Below are 18955 nucleotides of genomic sequence, written 5' to 3' on the forward strand. Positions count from 1 at the left end.
CGCACCGCTCGCGCCGCGCAAGATCGACCGGTGCACCCGCGCTGGCTCGCGGGCTCGTGGGCACTCCTGCTCCCGATCGCCGCCTGTGCCCCACCCATCGATCCTCCCTGGCTCGTCACGGGACCGCGCGAGCTCGCGATGCACGTCGAGGTCGTGGCGCAGGGGCCCTACGGGGCGAGGATCGAGCCCGGCCCGCGCACGTTTCGGGACGCGCTGCCGCTCGACACCCTCTCGCTGCGTCCCGTCGTGGTCGACGTCGATGGGCTCGTGGATCCGGACGTACTCGAGGGGCGCTTCATCCTGTGCGCGGGGCTCGGCACGTGCTTGCTTCGCGGATCGGTGACCGAGCTGCCGGCGTGCAGCGGCGACGAACTCCAGCCGTCCACGCCGTGCCGCTTCGGTGAGGGCGGCACGGCCACGCTGACCATGGCCGACGCCCCCTCCGAGCTGCCCTCCGGCTTCTCCACCGTGCTCGGCCTCGTCAGCGGGCCCACCGTGGGGTTCATCGCTAGCGCGCCCGACGGCCCCGGGCTGGACGGCTGCCTCGCGCGCTTCGATGCTCGCGAGCCGCTCGACGGCTGCCTGTCGATGGAGCGCGTGCTGGGGATCGGGCCCCTGGGCGACCTGGCGCGCCTGCTCGAGGACCATGGGATCGATCCCGGGCTCGATCCCACGGCGGAGACGCTGCTCAACCGCCCGCGCAATCGCAATCCTGGGGTCGAGCACATCCGCGTCGACATCGGCGAGCGGACGATGATGGCCTCGGCCGAGGACACGATCGTCGTGCCACGCGACGAGTGGGTGACCCTCACGCTCGAGACCACCGACGACGATCTCGACGCGTTCGAGACCGCGGTGGGGGAGCAGACGGCGACGCTCGAGGACTTCCTCTACGATCAGTGGTGGTTCGACCGCGACATCGAGGTCGAGGAGGCGCCGCCAGGGCAGCTGTGGGTTCGCGTGCGGGTCGGAGCCGTGCAGGGACCAGTGCGCGCTCATGTGGTGCTCCGTGACGATCGCGGCGGTGAGGGCTGGGGATGGCTGGACCTCGAGCTCGGCGATTGACCACGCGAAGGTGGAGCTGGGAGCGAGGCCTGCCGTGGGTCGCATGGCTCGCGTCGTTCGGCGCCGTGGCGCGAGCCGAGCCGCCCGCTGCGGGCGTGCCCGCCGAGGGCTCGTGCCCGGGGCCGAGCTGCGAGGACGGGAGTGGTTCGGTGAGCGGAGAGGTTCGGGTGGCCGGGCAGCGCATCCCGCTGCCGGACGCCTCGCTGATCGTGATGCCCGCGCCACCGGGCTCCGAGCCAGGGGACTACGATCCGCCGCTTGGAGAAGCAGAGCCGCCGTGGGCCCGGTCGACACGGAGCGACGACCAAGGGCTGTTTGGGGTCGACGAGCTACCCGCGGGCTTGGTGCGCGTGGCGGTGCTGGTGCCGGGATTCGAGCGCCGGGATCACATCGTGCGCATCGACCCCGGGGCCACGATCCGGCTGACGCTCTACGTGGTTCCGCTCGAGGCCTCGCCGTTTCGCACGGTGGTGGCGGGCGCTCCTCCCGTGCCGCGCAGCCAGGTCGTCGAGCATCGCCTGACCAAGGAGGAGATCGCGACGCTCCCGGGTAGTCAGGGAGATCCGCTGCGCGCGCTGCAGAACCTGCCCGGGGTGGGGCGCCCTCCGGGAGGGCTCGGGGTGCTGGTGATCCGCGGCACGCCCCCGGGCCAGTCGCAGGTGTTCCTGGGTGGGCATGCCATGCCCCGCGCCTTCCACATCCTGTCGCTCGCCAGCGTGTTTCCGGCCGACGTGCTCGACGAGCTGCAGTACGTCCCGGGGAACTTCGACGCCGCGTTCGGCAACGCCACCGGCGGGATCGTGGTGATCGAGCCCCGGCGGGGTCGAAGGGACGGTGTCCATGGCTTTGGCGAGGTGGACCTCGGAGCCGCCAGCGCGATGGTCGAGGGCCCGATCGGTCGCGGGTCGTTCATCGTGGGCGGGCAGCGAGGCTACGTGGACGCGGTGCTCGCCAGCGCCGCGGCCGTGACCGAGCGGGTGACGGGCGAGCCCAGCAGCGTGCTGCTTCCGCGCTACTTCGACTACCAGGCGCTGCTGGACCACCCGCTGCGCGGGGGAGCGACGCTGGGGGTTCGGGTGTTCGGCGCCGGCGACGTGCTGCGCGCCCGCAATTCACCCGAGGCGGCCGACGTCTCGGCCTTCGTGCTGCGCACGGGCTTCCACCGCGCCGATCTGGTCTATCGCACCCAGTGGCAGGGCTGGGCGGTGCGGCTCACCCCTTCGTTTCGCTACGAGAGCAACCGCCTGGTGGCCGCGGCCGACACGTTTCGTCGCCGTCGTCGCGACGCGATCGGCTCGGCCCGGGCCGAGCTGCGACACGCGGTGGGTCGGCGAGCCGCGCTCACCGTGGGCACCGACTTCGAGCTCGACGGCTACTCGACGCTCGACGAGGAGGCCGGGCTCGATCTGGTCACGGGCCAGGGCACGCTCTCCGAGGACGAGCAGCGGGGCTTGCAGAGCTCGCTGGGGGTCTACGTCAGCGGCGAGCTGCGCCTGGGCGCGCTGACCTTGCGCCCCGGGGCGCGAGCCAGCGCGTTCTCGGTGGGCCCGAGGTTCGCGTTCGCGGTCGATCCTCGCGCCGTGGGCGAGCTGTCGCTCGGCGAGCGCTGGCAGCTCAGCGCCGGCCTGGGCCGCTACTCGCAGGTCCGCAGCATCGCCGATCGCAATGAGGTCGACCTCGTGGGGCAGGGCACGGGCGTGCAGGGGGCCAGCGCGTTCTTGCCCTCGTCGTTCGGCAACCTCGATCCCGCGGCCACGTTCGCGCCCCAGGATTCGTCGCTCAACGTGCGAGAGGCGCTGCATGCCAGCGCGGCCGTTCGCGTTCGCCTCGGCGACGGGGGCGCGGCCGAGCTCGGAGGGTTCCTCAACAACCAGCACAACAACGTCCCTCCGCTCGACGATGGCGCGCGCAATCCGTTCGACAGCGTGAGTCGGGCGACGGGGCTGGAGGCGCTGGTGAGGGCGCGGGTGGGTCGCAAGCTCTACGGCTGGGTCGCCTACACGCTGACGTTCGCGGATCTCGTGCTGCTGCAGGCCCCGCCCGGGTTCGACTACTCGCGTCGACCCTCGGACTACGATCAGCGCCACAACCTCGTCGCACTCGCGAGCTACGTGCTGCCCGAGCACTGGCGGATCGGCGGGCGCTTTCGGCTGGTCAGCGGCTTGCCCTACACGCCGGTCGTGGGCTCGGTGGCGCTGCCCGGAGGCCACCAGCCGGTGTTCGGGACCCGCAACGCGGCTCGCCTGCCCCTGTCCCATCAGCTCGACCTGCGGGTGGACAAGCAGTGGATTCGCGATCGGGCGAGCGTCACGGCCTACGTCGACGTGCAGAACGTCTACAACCGCGTCAATCCCGAGCTGGTGCTCTACGCGGCCGACTTTCGCAGCGAGGCCGGATACGTCGGTCTGCCGATCTTCCCTAGCCTCGGGGTGCGGGTGGACTGGTAGGGGCGTCCGCCGCGGGAGGCTCGTCCATGGCGCCCAGCGAGACCACGAACGCGCCGATCCGCGAGGGATCGGAGCCCGCCACGTTGGCCAGCGCGGCCGTGCTCGCCTCGACGAGGCTGCGCCCGAGCGCCCAGTAGAGGTAGAGGCCGCGGCTCACGTCTCGCGCGAGCGTCGGGGGTACCGCATGGGGGGCGATGATCACCGCGGTCACGCCGGCGCGATGGAGCGACCGGACCAGGTCCCACGTGGGGCGATCCTCGGCCGGGGGAGCACAGCGGCTCGCCGCGCTCACGAGCACGCTGCTGCCCGGAGCCCACCGCGGCCCTCCCTCGAGCATCGCTCCGTCGAGCTGGGTGGGTCGGCCCTCTTCGTCGAGCAGGAACAGGCCGTCGGTTCGCCCCTGGCCGCCATGAAAGACATGGTCCACCCGTGGTGCCCGCCGGAGCACGGCCTCGATCGTGGGTGCTTCCGGGCTCACCGACGCACGCTCGCGGGTGCGGGCTGGTGCCGATCGAAGGAGCGACGCGCCTTCGGTCGTGCCCAGCCGGGCCAGCACCTCGACCTCTGCGCGAGCCGACGCGAGCAACCGGACCACGTCGTGGAGTTCCTCCAGCGCAACCGATGTCTCGGCCTCCACCGACCGAGGGTCGGCGAGCACGCAGAGCGCTCGATGAGGGCGTGGGTCGGGCAGCGGACCCGGGGGCAGCTCCGCCAGCGACGCGATCCTTGCCAAGCCCTTGACGTGCACCACCAGCGGCTCGCCCGCGACTCGGGCGGCGGCGAGGGGCAGACCATCGAGCCGTCCCGGGGCCAGCAGCAGCGTACGATCGGCGAGCGGGATGCCCAGCGCCAGGCTCAGCGGCTCGAGCAAGCGCATGCCCAGGTCGGCGGCGAGCCGGGCGCCCGCTGCGATCCAGGCTCGCTCGTGAGCAGCGGCGGCCTCCACGTCGTCTGCCGCCAGCGCCCGGCGATGAGCGAGGTAGTGGGCCCACCACCCCGGGGCCGAGGGCTCACCCCAGATCCATCGCCGTACGGTCGCCTGCGACAGCGGGATGGTGGCGAGGTCCAGTCCCCTGGGCGACACCGCCACGACGACCGTGCCCCAGCGCGTGAGCGTGAGATCGAGGACGAGCACCTCGGGGTTGGCCGCTGCGAAGGCCAGGGCTCGTGCACGAGCTCTGGCGGGAGCCGGGGCCGCGCACGGCGTCGAGCGACGGAGCACGGGCGGCGACGAGCGGCGCGCGAGCGCATCGAGATACATCGGACGCAGCAGCGAGGAGCGCTCGGCTCGCCGCTCCAGAGCGCGAAGAGTCGGCGCCTGGAGGTGCTTGGCCCGGGTCACGTGGTGCAGCAGCTGCTCGACGGGACGCCCGAGCTTGGCCTGCAACCACGCCAGGTCTCCATGCATGTCGCTGAGCGTCGCCGACAGCTCGGCCAGTGGTTCGTCGGGGGGGTCATCGGGGGAATCGTCGGGGCCGCGCGCCGCCCAGCGCTGCTCGGCCAGCAACGACGCCTGCTCGAGCACGACCACGCCTCGGACGAGGGCGGTGGGATCGCCACCGTCGGCGTGCTGGCGGAGCTGACACTCGGCGAAGTCGCGTGCCGCCTCGGCCGCCAAGCGTACCTCTCCTCCTTCGACGAAGGCGGTGCGGGCGGCGGCGAAGTGCTCGGCCGCGCGCACCAGATCGTCGGGCCCATCGCGATGGAGCAGCAGCTTGCCGAGCTCGCTCTGCACTCGAGCCCGGACGCTCGGATCGGAGCCGAGCGGCAAGCGCTGCAGCGCCGACTCGACCTCCGTGATGAGATCGTCGCGTGCTCGCTCGTCCTCGGGCGCCGTCAGCATCGTGAGCATGGCCAGCTCGGCGAGCGCCCGCCCGTGGAGCACGGGCAGCGGCCCAAGGCACGAAGCCGCCCGTGCGAGCCAGTGGGTGGCCTCCTCGAGCTGCTCGGCACGATGCTCGGCGGATGCCGTGCCGAGCACCGCCAGGGCGAGACCCAGGTGCACAGCGCCCACCAGCACCTCGTCGTGGTCGCCCACGCACTCGAGCGCTCGTCGAAGCTCGCGGGTGCACACCACCCAGCGCTCGGACGGCGAGTGCTCGCCGAGCTCGAGGCGAAGGTTGCTCAGCGTCATGCGATGCGTGGCTTCCTCGATGCGCAGCCACGGGTGCCCGCGTGCCGCGGCCGGTAGCCCTTCGAGCAGCGCCACCGCCTCGTGGGCGAGCGCGAGCGCGAGCTCGGGATCCTCCGACGAGGCGTGACGCGGTCGCCCGAGGTACGCTGCGTAGTCGGCCAGCGCTCGCGCTCGGAGCACGACCGAGCCGCGCAGCTCGACCAGCGCTTCCTCGAACGTGGCGCGGACGGCTTGGTCCTGGACCTGCGGCTCGTCGCTGCGACGCGCCGCGAGCAGCACGGCCAGATCGCCGAGCACCCGGCCCATTGCGCCAGCCGCGGGCTGGGGGTCGAGGGCCTCCAACGCGCGCTCGTGGGCCGCGATGGCGGGCTCCAGCATGGCGTCGCGCCAGCCCGCCAGGCGTCGCAGGATCCGGGCGCACACCGTGGTTGCATCGCGATGGAGCTGGGCGGGGAGCTCCGCTGCGGCTGCACGGGCTTGGTCGAGCAATCGCAGCGCACCCTCGAACGCCGCGGCAGGATCGGGCAAGACGCTCCAGCCGAGGTCCAGCGCCGTGGCCCATCGCAGCAACCACTCGAGGCGCAACCGTGGCTCGAGCCCGTGGGCCTCGGGACTCGACAGCATGCGCGTATGGGCCACCAGCGCGGCCCGCCGCATCGCGGGCGAGGCGTCCTCCAGCAAGTGGAGCAGCAGGCTGCTGCGGCGATGAATGCTCGCGGCGGTGTGGTCGGCGTTGGTGCTCGGGGCGCCCGCCGCATCCGTGTCCACCGCACTCAGGGCGTCGGCCAGCGATCGCCGCCCGGCGACGACCTCGGCGGCGAGGGCTTGGCACGCTCGCTCGAGGCCGGCGTCGAGCCGGTGCCAGGGCTCGATGAGCTCCGCGAGGACGTCGAACGGGGTGGGGCTCGACGTCGTGGGCGCAGACGATGTCGCGGCCCGGCGATCGAGCTCGGCCTGGAGTCGCGTCAGCGGCTCGAGCGCCCAGGGCCAGGCGGCGGGCTCGGGCTTGGCGGCCACGGCCGCCAGCAAGCGCTGCATCGCGCCGGACATGCGCCACGGGGCCTCCGCCTGCCATCGCAGCAGCTCGTCGAGCGACGCGAGCGACTCGGCACCACGAAGCGCGGCGTGGAGCTCGGTGAGCTGGCCCGCCACGCGGTCGAGCTGGGCCGAGACCTCGGGCGCGGTACGCTCACACTCCATCGCCTGCGCATGGAGCTCGTGGATGACCTCGGGCGAGCGGATGTCCCGCGAGCGCGCCAGCACGTCCAGGAGCGCCTCGATGCTCTCGGCCGTCCAGAGCTGGGCCAGCATGGCTTGTCGCGTGGACCGGGCCACGGTGCCATCCTACTCGCTTCGGCCGGGGGTCTGCCGCTTCGGCACGAGCGGAGGACTCCACGCCTTCGAAACGCGAGAAGGCGCGGAGATCGCCCCCGCGCCTTCACGACGGTCGGCCTCAACGCCGATCAGCCGGTCAGGCCGTCCTTTTCGGCCATCATGGCCAGCATGTCCACGCATCGCGCGGAGTAGCCCCACTCGTTGTCGTACCAGGACACGACCTTGAAGAAGCGATCGTTGAGCTGGATGCCCGCCTTGGCGTCGTAGATGCTGCTGTGCGGGTCGCTGATGAAGTCGCTGCTGACGACCTCGTCCTCGGTGTAGCCGAGCACGCCCTTCATCGGCCCCTCCGCGGCGGCCTTCATGGCCGCGTTGATGTCCTCCAGCGACGTGGCCCGATCCGTGCGGAAGGTGAGATCGACGACCGAGACATCCACCGTGGGCACGCGGAACGCCATGCCGGTGAGCTTGCCCTTGAGGGCAGGGATGCACAGCGCCACTGCCTTCGCGGCGCCGGTGCTGGCCGGGATGATGTTGGCGTAGGCGTTGCGACCGCCGCGGAAGTCCTTCTTGGACGGACCGTCCTGCGTGGGCTGGGTGGCCGTGGCCGCGTGCACCGTGGTCATCAGACCCTCGGCGAGACCGAAGGAGTCCTGGATGACCTTGGCGACCGGAGCCAGGCAGTTGGTGGTGCACGACGCGTTGGAGAGGATGCGGTGCTTCTCGGGGTCGTACTGCTCGTGGTTGACCTTGTAGGCGAAGGTCGGCACCTGCTCGGGGGTCTTGGTGGGCGCCGAGAGCAGCACGCGCTTGGCCCCCGCCTCGAGGTGCTTCTTGGCGTCGTCGTGGGCGACGAACAGCCCCGTCGACTCGAGCACGTAGTCCACGCCCAGGTCGCGCCACGGCAGCTCGGCGGGATTTCGCACCGACAGGCAGCGCGTGTGGTGACCGTCGACGGCGAAGCCGTCGTTCGTGGTCTCGACTTGCTTGCGGAACCGGCCGTGGGTCGAGTCGTACTTGAGGAGGTAGGCGAGGTTGTCGGCCGGTACCAGGTCGTTGACCGCGACGATCTCGATGCCGCCGCGCTCGGCAGCAATGCGGTAGACCAGCCGGCCGATTCGTCCGAACCCGTTGATTGCGATCTTGATGGCCATCGGATCTTCTCCAGGTGTGGGCGTTGCGAGTCCGCACACTAGTCGGGGGGCTCTGGCGACGCAAATCGGACGGATGAGCGTTCGCGCACTCCCCTCGCGGCGGAGATCGTCACCGGAATGGTCGCTTCCGCGGAGCGACGCGCGATCGGGACGGAACGCGCGTTGGTGCGCTCCTTTACCGCTCTACGGCCCCCTTCACGGGACATGCGGAGGGTCTCGCCCACGGGGCGCGGGTGATGGTAGGGTCTCGCGTTCGCTCAGCCATGGCGAAGGCCCAAGAAGCGGAGCCGGACGAGCGCGCCGCATCCTCGCCTCCTCGTCCTCGTAGGCAGCACGTCATCAACCTGTGCTGCGCCCAGAGCGTGCACCGGGTCGTCGAGGAAGCCGCTCGCAATCTCGAGGAACTCGGCTTCCAGGTCGCGGTGGTCTGCGGGGCGGAGGCGCGCGCGGCGTTGCTCGGCAGTCACACCGACTCCAACCAGCCCACGATCCACGTGGTCTGCGTCCAGGGGTCGATGCAGGAGCGGGTGCTCAAGCCCCTCCGACAAGCCCTGGCCTCGCATGGCGGTCCCAACCACCACCTGTTCGTGGCGGTGCTCGATCTCGAGGTCCCGTTGGCGATGGTCGGGCAGATCCGGCGCTTTGCCGAGGGGCTCGAGGGCGGAGGGCCCCTGCAAGGGCTCGGCCTCGATCGCGCGACACCGCGCGACCAGGAAATGCTGCCCACGCGAACCTATCCTTCGGTCGCTCGCGTGCCGGAGCGCCCTGGCACCAAGCCTCCGATCGCCGACGATGGCGAGGACAGGCCGCGCCGCTCGCGGTCGCTCGGAGCGCGCGGGCGTGCGGCCAAGGTCGCGCCCACGGCAAAGTATCAGGCGATCACGGCGAGCCACCCGATCGTGCCTCAGAACGATACCAGGGTGCACAAACGTCGACGCGAGCGCTCGCATCTCGTGACCTCGGCCGGTCGTCCCGTGCCTGCGAGTCGAGTACTGGGTCTTCCGGAGGACGTCGTTCGCGAGGACTCCGGACCGCTACCCCCGCGCGAGGCGACCCCGCCCCCGCCCCCGACCGGTCAGACGCGCCGCCGCAGCTCGACCACCCTTCCTTCCGTCTCCGCATCGCCGCCGCCGCCGCCCTCCCGGCCTCTCGAGCCCGCGGGCGCCCGCGGGCGCGCTCCGGAAGCCTCGACGGGCGCAGCGACCCCCAGCCTGACCACGAACCCTGGCGCGGTTGCCCCCGAGCCCGACCGGCTTCGGCCGCGGACCGACGCTGGATTCCGGTTCACCCCGCCTGGCGTCAAGAAGGCCGAGGAGCGACCAGTCCACGCGGGCGCGGTCACGCGCGTGCCGCTCTCCGAGGTGCTCGGCGACGCCGATCGGACCGTGGTCCACGGCGTGCTCGAAGAGGTGCCCAGAACCGCGTCCACGCTGCGGCTCGACGAGCCGCCGTTCCAAGAGGGCGCGCGCGATCGAAGGGCATCGGCCGACGGCGACGAGGCGGTCGAGCCGGTCGAGCCGACGATGATCATGATGGCGCCGGGCCGCGCCGAGAAGACGGTGGCCGGGCCCGCACCCGTGGCCGAGAAGACGGTGGCCGGGCCTGCGCCCGCGGCCGAGAAGACGGTGGTCGGGCCTGCGCCTGCGGCCGAGAGGACGCCTGCGCCGGGACCTGCACCCGTGGCCGAGAAGACGGTGGTCGGGCCCGCGCCCGTGGCCGAGAAGACGGTGGTCGGCCCGGCACCCACGCTCGGCGAGACCGTCGTGGGGCCGTCCCCCGCGGGGTCCCCGAACGATGCCGTGGTCTCCGAGAGCGCGAAGACGCTGCTGCGCAGCGACGGCGCGTTCGAGAGCGCGCAGACCGTGCTGCAGAAGGCCCAAGCGGCTCGTTCCGGGATGACCAAGCCCGAGACTGGGCCTGCCAAGTCCGAGACTGGACCCGAGATACCCGTCGAGGGACGCCCCCACATCACGCTGGAGCCCGAGGATCGCGTCGAGCCCGAGGAGGATGGCTTCAAGCCCAAGAAGACCGCCCTCTACGCCGACTCCGTCGGGGCCGAGCCGGCTCCCCCATCGGCGGCGAGCGTACCGTCCGATGGGCCCATGACATGGGCGTCCGCAGCCGCCTCCACGGACGCCGTGGACGCAGCGCCGGCCGTCGCCGATGCAGCGAGCGCCGAGCCACGCGAGCCACGCAAGCGAGTGCCGAGTGCCATCCCCACCGAGAAGCACGAGGCCGTAGCGGCCGCGCCCGAGCGCCGGGGACCATCCCGCACGCGCAGGTCCGGCGTCACCACCTCCGAGGCTCGGAGCGAGCAGGTGGCGAGCTCGCCCCCGCGCACGCGAGCGCGTCGCTCGTCGTCATCGCGCTACGGGTGGCTCTGGACGCTCCTCGTCCTGCTCGCTGCCGGCGTGGGATGGGGCTCCTTCCAGGCGGGCCTGTTCGACGGTCTGCTCGGTCGGAGTTCCTCGAGTGACACGACGATCGCCCAGGCTGGCCGCGCTGCGGCCGATGGCGGCGGTGACGATGCCGCGCCTGCCGGCGACACGAAGACTCCCGCGCTGGCTGCCACCAGCGAGCCCGACGAGCCCTCGGGAACGACCTCGGACGCGGAGCTCATGGCGACCGGCTCCACCGGGGATCCACAGACCTCCGCAGCGGGCTCCACCGCGGCCATGGAGACGGGCGCCGGCTCGACCGAGGCCGAGCCGGAAGACGGTGGCTCCACCGGCGAGCCCCTCGAGGCTTCGGGCTCCACTGGGCAGGACGACGGCACCGTGGCCGTGGCGAGCTCCGCCGGGAGCACGGACGACGGCCCGGGCATCGACGATCCCGAGCCCACGGCCTCCGACCCGGCCGTGAAGCTCTCCGCGGATGAACGACGCCTGGGGATCGCAGTCGACGAGCGCCGCATCTACATGCTCAAGACGCTCTTCACCACCAAGCGCACGGGTCCCGCGACCACCTTCGCGGGAGGCTGGCAGCGCTGCGCCAAGCTCGACGTCGACGGCATCAAGGGATGGCGCCTGCCCCACCGCAGGGAGATGAAGCTCGTCAACGCAGTGCTCTCGCTGCCTGCGGGTGACTACTGGACGCGCACGGTGCCCGACGAGGACGAGGATTCCGCCTACGTGCTCGATTCGTCCACGGGTGCGCTCTCGTTGTCTGCCAAGCAGGAGCCCACCGGTGAGGTCGTCTGCGTGCGCAGACGAGAGTTCCCCGAGCGCTAGCCCCTGTGCTTGGCGCGCCCTCGCAGGCGACGCCAGATCGCGGCCACCACCGGGGTGAGCGCGATGGCCAACGGAATCCGAAACGGCTTGGTCGCGACCCATCCCGCCAGGGCGGCGGCCGACGCTCCTGCGGTGCCACCGGCTCCCTCGACCTCGAAGCCGACCATGAACGCGAAGAAGAAGCCCAGGTAGCTCAGCGCGGACAGGCTCAGCAGCACGATGACCGCGATGACCCCGTACTCCATCATGAGCTGCTGGAGCTTGTTCGACTTGCCCGGAGGCGCTGCTGCATCCGGGGCAGGGACCCCGGGCGCCGGCTCCCCGGGCGCCTGCTCGGGTTCGCGGTCGGGGGCTTCCCTCGGTGATGTGCTCGGCTCGGTCATCAGGTCTCCTCGGTGATCACCGTGCGCAGCCGAGCGACCAGCAGATCGAGCGCGACCTGGTTGCGACCACCCTCGGGCACGATGACGTCTGCCCAGCGCTTGGACGGCTCCACGAACTGCAGGTGCATGGGCCTGACCGTCGAGTAGTACTGCTTGCGTACCGCGGCGAAGCTACGCCCCCGCTGCTCGATGTCGCGGCGGATCCGTCGAAACACCCGGATGTCGGCGTCGGTGTCGACGAACACCTTGATGTCGAGCATCTCGCGGACCGCGGCATCGGCCAGGACCAGGATGCCCTCGACCACCAATACCGCGGCCGGCTCGATGCGCTGGACGTCGGGGCGGCGGCGATGGGTGGTGAAGTCGTAGATGGGCACCCCGGCCGCCTTGCCCTCGCGCAGCGACTGGATGTGCTCCACCATCAGCGACGTCTCGAGCGAGTCGGGGTGGTCGAAGTTGAGCTCGCAACGTGCCTCGTAGGTCAGGTCGCTGCGGTCTCGGTAATAACTGTCGTGCTGCAGCAGCGCCACCGAGCCCCGCGGGAGCGCCTCCGTCAAACGTCGTGCGACGGTGGTCTTGCCCGAACCGGTGGCGCCCGCGATCCCAACGACCAGCGTCGTCATGCAGGGGATTGGTAGCACAGCCGCCCCGGGGTCGTCCCCCAGTCGGGAACCGGGCCTGACACGCCGGTTTTCGTCCATTTGTTGGGTCCAGCGGGGCTCCTCGCTACGATCGAGCGGTCGTGGCGCAGAGCAAGCGGCCTCGCTCGCCCCTCCTTGGCCACCTGCGCTCGGGGGGGACGACTCTGCTCGGCTCACTGCCTGGCTTGACGCCCACCTTCTTGGTGGTGGCCCTGCTCGGCTGCGTGCTCGTACCGCTTCCCACCCCCTTGGTGGACCTGCTGCTCTCGATCAGCCTCGCCGGTTCGGTCTTGCTGTTGGTCGCGAGCCTCGGGGTGCGGCGCTCGGCCGACTTCCTGAGCTTCCCCAAGCTGCTGCTCCTGGTCACCCTCTATCGTCTGGCCATCAACGTCTCGACCACGCGTCTCATCCTCAGCCAGGCCGACGCGGGGCGAGTGGTCGACGCGTTCGCCTCGTTCGTGGTGCGAGGGGACTTGGTGGTCGGCGGGGTGATGTTCGCGATCCTCTCGGTCATCCAGTACCTGGTGATCGCGCGTGGCGCCGAGCGCGTGGCCGAGGTCGCGGCGCGCTTTGCCCTCGACGGCCTGCCGGGTCATCAGCAGGCGATCGAGGCCGATCTTCGGGCCGGCTTGATCTCTCCTGGCGAGGCCGCGCGCCGTCGCTCTCGCCTGGTCGAGCGCTCGAGCTTCCATGGCGCAATGGACGGAGCCATTCGCTTCGTGAAGGGCGACGCCGTGGCCGGGCTGGCCATCACCGGCATCAACCTCGTGGGGGGCTTGGCGATCGGGATCGGTCGCATGGGCTACCCATGGCAAGACAGCCTCGATCTCTACGGGCGCCTCACCATCGGTGACGGACTGCTCGCTCAGATTCCGGCTCTGCTGGTGAGCGTGGCCGCCGGAGTCCTGGTGTCCCGAGTCGATGAGGATGGGCCGCGAAGGGAGCCGGACGCGCAGTGGCTCGATCCCGCCATGCTGCTCGTGCCCGCCGTCATGCTCTTGGTCCTCGCCTTGGTCCCGGGGATGCCAGGCCTCGCGTTTGCAACCACGGCGGTTGCCTTGCTCAGTGGTGCGCTGCTCTTGGCGGCTCGGGTGGCACGGGCTCGGCCGCCCCAGGAGGAGGACCCGTCACGCCTTCAGGTTCGCCTGCACCCCTCCTCCATCGATGACGCTCGCGCGCTCGAGCGGGCGCTGAGCGAGCTCGGGGCCCGCCTTCGCACCGCGCTCGGCATGGAGGTCCCGCCACTGCGGCTCGTGCTCGACGATGCCTTGCCTCCCTTGCGGTGGGAGCTGAGACTGGGCTCTCGTCGGTTGGCTCGCGTGGAGCTCGAGGGCCGGGCTGCCATCGACGTGGTCTTGCTGGCGGTGTTTCGAGCCATCATGGATCACGCGCCTTCCCTGGTCGATCTCCAGGACCTCGAAGACTCGCTCGAGCAGCTGCGAGGCACCCATCCAATGGTCGTGCGTCGTGCGCTGGAGGTGGTGGATGTCGCCGACCTCCTGACCATCGTGCGGGCGTTCCTCCGCGAGCGTCTGCCCCGACCGCCGCTACGTGCCATTCTCTCGGTCGTTGCGGAAGATCGCCGCTTTCGCTCGCCGACCGAGCGCCCTCGCTTCGTCGAGCTGGTGCGGGAGCAATTGGCCTCCCACTGGGTGACCGACGTCCTCGACGGGATCTCTACCCTGGGACGGGCCCGCTGGATTCGACTGACGCCCGACGCCGAGGAAGCGCTCATGGACCGGACGCTCCGCGGCGAGGCGGGGTTGGCACTGCGAATGTCGGCCGCCGAACGTGACCGTTGGCTCGATGCACTGCGGAGCGACGAGGAGCGCGATGGACCTCCATCCGAGCCCGCACCACCGCCATCGATGTCGACCATTGCGCGGCTTGGCCCATCTCGCTCGGGTCCGGTCGTGCTCCTCACGACGGCTGGAGCTCGTCCCTGCGCCGCCGCTCTGGTCGCCGGAATCGTGCCCCACGTACCCGTCCTCAGCATCGTAGAACTCGAGCGCTCGGGCCTCGAAGCGCCTTCGGACACCGGCTGGCTCGATCTCCCCTAGGCCCGAGCCTGGTCCCGAGCCTGTACACGCACGAGACGCGAACGGGAGGAGCACGCGCATCGAGGAATCGTTGCCGACCAGCGGACCGATTCCTGGCGGCCGTATGTCTCGGACGTGAGCCCGCCATCGTGACGCTCGATTGCAAGTCGTTCCGCATCGGTGGCAGCGTGGCCACGTCATGGCCCACCTCCCCATCACCTACTGGGACTACATCAAGGTCGAGCCCCTGCTCGCGCTCCAGTCCGGGCTGGAGCGTGATGATGACGCGCTTTCGAACGACGAGGTCCTGTTCATCACGGTGCACCAGATCGACGAGCTCTGGTTCAAGCTCATCCTCCGAGAGTTGGTGATGATCCGAGATTGCTTCGCTCGCAGTCCGGTGCCGGAGCAATCGCTCGCGTCGGCGGTGCGAGGGATCCGAAGGACTTCGAAGCTGCTGCAGAACGTCGCCCAGCACTTCGAGCTGATGGAGACGATGACGACTCGCGACTATCTGGCGTTTCGGGACAAGCTCAGCCCTGCGAGTGGGTTCCAGTCGGCCCAGATGCGGGAGATCGAGATCTTGATGGGGCTCGAGGTCGGCCAGCGCGTCGCGATGGGACACGAGAGCAGCTATCTCGATGCCCTCCGCCATCCCGATGGGTCTGCATCTCCGGCGCTGCTACGAGTGCAGGCGCGCTTGAAGGACGAAGCAACCCTCAAGCGCACCATCGGCGAGTGGCTCCATCGAACGCCCATCCAGGGCTCGGGCCCCGATGCTCCCGATGATCAGCAAGTCGTGGAAGGGTTCATCGAGGAGTATCTCGAGGCCCATCAGCGCCAGCAGGCCGCCCAGATCGACGGTGCCAAGGTGCAGGCGCTCAACTCGGACGATGCAGATCGCCTGCGGAGGCGCTTCGAGGACGAGAGTGCTTCGGCGCGAAGGTTCCTCACCGCTGCGGACCATCCCGAGGCGATGCGTCCTCGGATCAGTCGCATTCGCGCCGCGATCGTGTTCATCGAGAGCTATCGCGAGCTCCCGTTGTTGGCATGGCCCCGTGAGGTGCTCGACGGGATCGTGGCGCTCGAGCAGGCATTCCTGATCTTCCGCCAACGTCATGCGCGAATGGTCGAGCGGGTGATCGGCCGACGAACGGGTACCGGAGGATCGGCCGGAGTGGACTACCTGGATCAAACCGCTCTGCGCTATCGCGTCTTTGGTGACGTTTGGGCCGTACGAACCGTCCTCCTACGCCGCGACGCACTGCCTCCGGTGCGTCGGGCGGAGCTCTACGACTTTGCGGGCGGGCGCTGAGCCGGGGCTGCCGGCACCGGCAGCGGGATGGGCAATGATGCGGGTGAGCGGGTGTGCCGCTGGGCTCGTGATCGGAAGGGCTGCGCGTGGGGATTTCACCGGCCCCTGGCTCGATTTTCTGGTGAGCCAATCGAGCGAAAGCTCATCGTGCAGGAGGAAGTGCGTGCATCCCGACGAAGTGCGCAGGACGCATCACGGCGCCGAAGCCCCCGCACGCACGCTTCGACGCCGTGTCCCGGGTGCATCAGCCCCAGGATGAGGACTGAAACGACCCGGACTCGTGCGCCGCCGGGCTTGGAGCGCTCGGGGGCGCGGCGTGTTGGGGGGCGGTGACGATGGGCCGCGGCAGCGGACCTCGAGGCTTGCGTGACATCCTACGGATCATCCGCCGTAGGCTCTTTGCAATCGCGTGGCCCGTGGGAAGGACGACTCCCACGGTCTCGTCGTTCTCGGTTTGCAGCACGACGGTGTGCTTGCCGACGACCAAGCGAATGGTCTTCTCCCCCGTCTTGTCCAGCAGGGAGAGCGCGGCGTCGAGGATGGGAGCCCACGTCTCGTCGCCACGAAGCTCGCGGGGACCAGCGGGGGATACTACGGAGACCGCCACGATGCCTTGGGCGGCGGCCAGATGCTCGATGTTGGCTCGGAGACTCATGGTTTGCCTACCTTTGCGGTCCGGTGCGGGGGACCGCCTCGCTCACAGTCTGAAAGAAACGAAATGGGCTGCCAGTCCTGGAGATGAATCGATGGCTCGAGTCGGGCAGAAAGGGTCTGTCCTGCTCCTGGCTGCCGATCGCGGCGGTGGTCCCGCTCACGCCTAAAACCCCCTCGGAAGGGGCAACGTTACACAACGTCAGGTCGTAGGCTCGAGGGGGTCGTGAGTCCTCCCACGCGGGTGAGATCCCTCAGAACAATGATTGAACGGCGATTCTTACGCTTCTCTGGTGCTGGTTGACGACGGGCTCGGGATGCTGTGGGCCGGACCAGGTCCCCGCCCCGCGACCGACGGCCGCACCTCGGACCCATCGAGCGGCTGACCGGTTTGCGGCCGGCATGATGAATTTTGCCCTTCGACGACTTCGAGCGGCTCTCCCGAGCGGGCTTTCCCCGGGAACCTCGTGAACTCGTCTCCGTGGCCACCCGCACGCCAACCGAGTTGGCGTGGCCCGGGCATCGCGGGCGAGCACGAACCGGCTGTACACTGCGTCGACCCGGCCGAACGCTTCCCATGCCTCGCTCGACCTTCATCTTGCCGCTCTTGCTCGTGATGTCCCTGGGCTCGTGCGATGGGCCTGCGTCCCACGAGTACGACTTCGTCGATGTTCCTCAGCCGGCTCCCGCGAAGATCCCCGAGCCGCCACGTCCAGTGGAGTCTGGCGCGAGCTCGGAAGCCGACGCGGATGGCTGCGGTCGGGCGACGGGTCGCAATGCCAAGGGCGAATGCGAGCAGCTTCACACCCGCGAGCTCGCGTATGTGCAGCAAGTGCAGCTCCCGGCGGGTCGCTTCGTGATGGGGGACATTCCCCAGAGCTACGCGGCCGAGATCGGCCGTCATGATCCCCGTGAGCGCTGGGCCGGCCAGCCCCCCCGCTACGCGGAGGCCCCGGCCTTCTGGATCGATCTGCACGAGGTCACGCGGGAGGCCTACGCCAAGTGCGTGGCCGCAGGGCAGTGCACCGAGGCCTCCTGTCCCGACGGCCGCGATCCGGTGGACAAGTACTCCGAGGACGCCGCTCGGCTGGTCCCGCAGACCTGCGTGACTCATGAGCAAGCCGCACGCTTCTGTGAGGCCCACGAGGGTCGCCTGCCCACGGAGATCGAGTGGGAGTACGCCGCACGGGGCCCGGACGCCAGGCTCTTCCCGTGGGGGAACGACATGCGTGACGAATACACCGCGATGCTCATGCCGATCAGCGCCACCCCGGGAGACATCAGCTACTTCGGCATCCGGGGCATGGGGACGAGCGCCCTGGAGTGGATTGCCGAGCCGTATCAGGTCGACGCGGGCCTCCAGAGCTTCCTCCCTGGGCCGTTTCGCCGGGCCGATGGCCCCCTGCTCCGCGCCGAGTCGACTCGGGCTCCTCGGTTCGTGATGAAGGGTGGCAAGGCGGGGGCGCGTCGTGACATGGGCCCGGCCGATCCTCGGGTAGGGTTTCGCTGTGTGGCCGACCTGGGCCCAGGGGAGGAACCGCTGACGGTGCCGGCCGAGCCGCCTGCGATCCCGTTGATGCGCGCGGCAGGATCGAGCCTCGCGGTGTTCGGTGGAGTGGTCGAGGCCGTGGACCGGCGCGAGGCCGAAGCGTTCTGCGACGTCCTACGGGTGGAATTCGAGGGCCAAGTCCACGAGGATTGGCGGTTGCCGACCCTCGTGGAGGTTCAGTCGATCGCGCAGGTCTTTCGTGGTCCGGGTCCGTTCTGGGCGGCCGACGGAGCCATCGTCCAGCGAGGAGGGGGCAAGCTGGGCCCCGACGAGCCGTGGGAGCAGGACGAAGCCGAGCCCTCCGATGCGCTCGTTGCTCGATGTGTGCACGACGCGGGTTGACTCGACGGCTCCTCGACCGTCCCATGACGGGCATGGGCCGACGCGGATGCCTCGTTTGGTGAGTTCTGCTACCGTCTCGCCGATGAGCTCGCTTCGCCTCGCCTGGCTTGGTTCACTGTGGATCCTCGCCCTTGCACCCGCTTGCCAGAGCAAGGGCGTGGGGCCGAGCCCGACCGGCACGCAGGCCGAGGGCAAGCAAGTCGAAGGCAAGCAAGCCGGCGCGGCCATGTCACAGGCGGTTTCGGCCGCCGACGCAGCCCCCGAGGTCTCCGCTGCCGGCTCCCCCGAGCCCGGTTCGGCCGAGCCGCCCGCCGAGCCCGACAAGGCGCTTGGAGCCCACTTGGCGGATCCTCGTTGGTATCGCAAGACCATGTTTGGAGAGGGGGCGAAGGTGCTCGATACGAAGCGCTCCCAGGCCGACGATCAGGGGCGCTTCTCCAGCCTCATCCGCTTCGAGCTCTCGGACATGACGGTCGAGGCGTGTGCCGATCATCTCGAGCAGAAGGTGGCCGGCGAGGTGTCGAACGTGCAGCGGGAGGTGCAGGCCGACGGGAGGATTCAGCTCGAGGGGAGCACGGACCGCTACTCGTTGACGTTCATCTGCGGCGAGGCCAAGGGTAAGACCATCGCGTACGTGAGCTACCAGTGGACGTAGCGCTTCGCGGAGCAG

General features: G+C 70.2%; 12 protein-coding genes. 7 read left to right on the plus strand and 5 right to left on the minus strand.

The genetic code is table 11. The annotated features are described in order from the left end of the window. Nucleotides 1-30 precede the first annotated feature (30 nt). Nucleotides 31-1065 carry a hypothetical protein gene (locus tag OEB96_RS24205; RefSeq protein ID WP_266219081.1) on the plus strand — a complete coding sequence of 345 codons (1035 nt, stop codon included), beginning with the start codon at nt 31-33 and terminating at the stop codon, nt 1063-1065. Then, complete coding sequence (locus OEB96_RS24210; protein WP_266219082.1) at nt 1062-3512, plus strand: TonB-dependent receptor; 2451 nt, start codon at nt 1062-1064, stop codon at nt 3510-3512. The genes OEB96_RS24205 and OEB96_RS24210 overlap by 4 nt, the downstream gene beginning before the upstream one ends. Here OEB96_RS24210 and OEB96_RS24215 read toward each other — a convergent pair. Further along, nucleotides 3484-6981, minus strand: coding sequence for a hypothetical protein (locus OEB96_RS24215; protein ID WP_266219083.1), 3498 nt, complete (start codon nt 6979-6981; stop codon nt 3484-3486). The two genes, OEB96_RS24210 and OEB96_RS24215, sit on opposite strands and share 29 nt — an antisense overlap. A 128-nt stretch (nt 6982-7109) precedes the next feature. Then, nucleotides 7110-8135, minus strand: a complete 1026-nt coding sequence (gene gap, locus OEB96_RS24220; RefSeq protein ID WP_266219084.1) for a type I glyceraldehyde-3-phosphate dehydrogenase — start codon at nt 8133-8135, stop codon at nt 7110-7112. Nucleotides 8136-8398: 263 nt separating this feature from the next. On the opposite strand from gap, the gene OEB96_RS24225 reads away from it, so the two are divergent. Continuing rightward, on the plus strand, nt 8399-11365 hold the full coding sequence (locus tag OEB96_RS24225; protein ID WP_266219085.1) for a hypothetical protein: 2967 nt from the start codon (nt 8399-8401) through the stop codon (nt 11363-11365). Here the strand turns inward: OEB96_RS24225 and OEB96_RS24230 are convergent. Together OEB96_RS24230 and udk are read right to left on the minus strand one after the other, a co-directional pair. Further along, nucleotides 11362-11748, minus strand: coding sequence for a hypothetical protein (locus OEB96_RS24230; protein ID WP_266219086.1), 387 nt, complete (start codon nt 11746-11748; stop codon nt 11362-11364). The two genes, OEB96_RS24225 and OEB96_RS24230, sit on opposite strands and share 4 nt — an antisense overlap. Beyond that, a complete protein-coding gene (gene udk, locus OEB96_RS24235) occupies nt 11748-12371 on the minus strand; it encodes a uridine kinase (RefSeq protein WP_266219087.1) in 624 nt (207 codons plus the stop codon). Before udk ends, OEB96_RS24230 begins: the two co-directional genes overlap by 1 nt. 203 nt (nt 12372-12574) lie before the next feature. On the opposite strand from udk, the gene OEB96_RS24240 reads away from it, so the two are divergent. After that, complete coding sequence (locus OEB96_RS24240; RefSeq protein ID WP_266219088.1) at nt 12575-14449, plus strand: FHIPEP family type III secretion protein; 1875 nt, start codon at nt 12575-12577, stop codon at nt 14447-14449. Nucleotides 14450-14627: 178 nt separating this feature from the next. Continuing rightward, nucleotides 14628-15743: a tryptophan 2,3-dioxygenase family protein gene (locus OEB96_RS24245; protein WP_266219089.1), complete on the plus strand. Its 1116-nt coding sequence runs from the start codon at nt 14628-14630 to the stop codon at nt 15741-15743. A gap of 244 nt (nt 15744-15987) precedes the next feature. On the opposite strand, the gene OEB96_RS24250 is transcribed toward OEB96_RS24245, so the two are convergent. Then, nucleotides 15988-16398 (minus strand): hypothetical protein, encoded by a 411-nt coding sequence (locus tag OEB96_RS24250; protein WP_266219090.1) that lies wholly within the window; start codon nt 16396-16398, stop codon nt 15988-15990. 573 nt (nt 16399-16971) lie between these two features. Here OEB96_RS24250 and OEB96_RS24255 point away from each other — a divergent pair. Continuing rightward, nucleotides 16972-18285: a formylglycine-generating enzyme family protein gene (locus OEB96_RS24255; RefSeq protein WP_266219091.1), complete on the plus strand. Its 1314-nt coding sequence runs from the start codon at nt 16972-16974 to the stop codon at nt 18283-18285. 82 nt (nt 18286-18367) lie between these two features. Continuing rightward, on the plus strand, nt 18368-18940 hold the full coding sequence (locus OEB96_RS24260) for a hypothetical protein (RefSeq protein WP_266219092.1): 573 nt from the start codon (nt 18368-18370) through the stop codon (nt 18938-18940). The last annotated feature ends 15 nt before the right edge of the window (nt 18941-18955 follow it).

Source organism: Paraliomyxa miuraensis (genome assembly GCF_026337845.1).
GTDB lineage: Bacteria > Myxococcota_A > Polyangia > Nannocystales > Nannocystaceae > Paraliomyxa > Paraliomyxa miuraensis.

Bases quoted from the DNA above. Each gene is read 5' to 3' on its own strand.
- gap (WP_266219084.1), bottom strand. From the start codon at position 8,135: ATGGCCATCAAGATCGCAATCAACGGGTTCGGACGAATCGGCCGGCTG.
- OEB96_RS24225 (WP_266219085.1), top strand. From the start codon at position 8,399: ATGGCGAAGGCCCAAGAAGCGGAGCCGGACGAGCGCGCCGCATCCTCG.
- OEB96_RS24230 (WP_266219086.1), bottom strand. From the start codon at position 11,748: ATGACCGAGCCGAGCACATCACCGAGGGAAGCCCCCGACCGCGAACCC.
- udk (WP_266219087.1), bottom strand. From the start codon at position 12,371: ATGACGACGCTGGTCGTTGGGATCGCGGGCGCCACCGGTTCGGGCAAG.
- OEB96_RS24245 (WP_266219089.1), top strand. From the start codon at position 14,628: ATGGCCCACCTCCCCATCACCTACTGGGACTACATCAAGGTCGAGCCC.
- OEB96_RS24250 (WP_266219090.1), bottom strand. From the start codon at position 16,398: ATGAGTCTCCGAGCCAACATCGAGCATCTGGCCGCCGCCCAAGGCATC.
- OEB96_RS24255 (WP_266219091.1), top strand. From the start codon at position 16,972: ATGCCTCGCTCGACCTTCATCTTGCCGCTCTTGCTCGTGATGTCCCTG.
- OEB96_RS24260 (WP_266219092.1), top strand. From the start codon at position 18,368: ATGAGCTCGCTTCGCCTCGCCTGGCTTGGTTCACTGTGGATCCTCGCC.